Raw genomic sequence first — 899 nt, forward strand, 5'->3', positions numbered from 1 at the left:
GGCTACCAATATACCCATTGGATCCTGATATAAGTACTTTCATTCTTTCCCTGAACTCTCGATTACACATAACGCCCTGTTAAGGTGTGAGCAACGCAACACCGATGCCGCCGCATACCACCTTAAACACTAAACGCAACGTATAGTAAAAATGCCACGCGTTGCGAATCACTCTTGAACAGTTTGTTATGTTTTTATTTGAAATAGAATGGATGATCGTACACAGTGTTTGGTTTCACAGAATCATCCAAATACAGTCGGAGGTGAACACGAGATCCAAGACTTAGATGCTTTTCAAATCCAAGTGATTCATAGAAAGCTACGAGATTTTCCACAGTTATCCCGCTATCTTCGTCTGGCTCTGCGGTGATTTCTACGCAAGCTTGAGGACACTCTACCGCAATACGTTTGAGTGTATCCTTTAGTAATTCTCGAGCGAATCCTTTCCTACGAAATTCAGGTAATATATCTACACGCTCGATAGTATAGACGTTTTCATGCTCAGGATTTTTTCTCCACATGCAATTACAATCATCATCGTAGTTTTCGAAATACACATATAAAAAACCATCACGCTCTTTATACATGATGTTGGATAATTGAGTCATGCTACTCCTTATGGATAAACTATCAGCTAGTTAAATTTATCTAACCTTTAAATCTTAGTCGTAAATCATAGTGGATTTTCGCCGAAAACATAACGCCCAATTAAGGTGTGAAGCACGCTACCACTACACTTAATTTGACCACCGTAAACACAGAACTAAACTCAAACCCAAAATGCCAAGCGTGCTGAATCACTCTTAAATTGTTTGTTAAGTTTCTTGGATTCAAGTACGAAGTGCGACACCTCTGAACATAAAAACAGTGAGATGCGATAATCATGAAGTTTGCTCCCG

The 899-nt window shown here is 39.4% G+C and carries 1 protein-coding gene; it reads right to left on the reverse strand.

Going from position 1 to position 899, the window contains the following annotated elements; translation table 11 throughout:
* Positions 1–194 precede the first annotated feature (194 nt).
* On the reverse strand, positions 195–608 hold the full coding sequence (locus RXX31_RS24680; protein ID WP_258496189.1) for a GNAT family N-acetyltransferase: 414 nt from the start codon (positions 606–608) through the stop codon (positions 195–197).
* Positions 609–899 lie beyond the last annotated feature (291 nt).

It is taken from the genome of Vibrio sp. EA2 (assembly GCF_033042495.1).
In the GTDB taxonomy this organism is placed as follows: Bacteria; Pseudomonadota; Gammaproteobacteria; order Enterobacterales; family Vibrionaceae; genus Vibrio.

Bases quoted from the DNA above. Each gene is read 5' to 3' on its own strand.
- RXX31_RS24680 (WP_258496189.1), bottom strand. From the start codon at position 608: ATGACTCAATTATCCAACATCATGTATAAAGAGCGTGATGGTTTTTTA.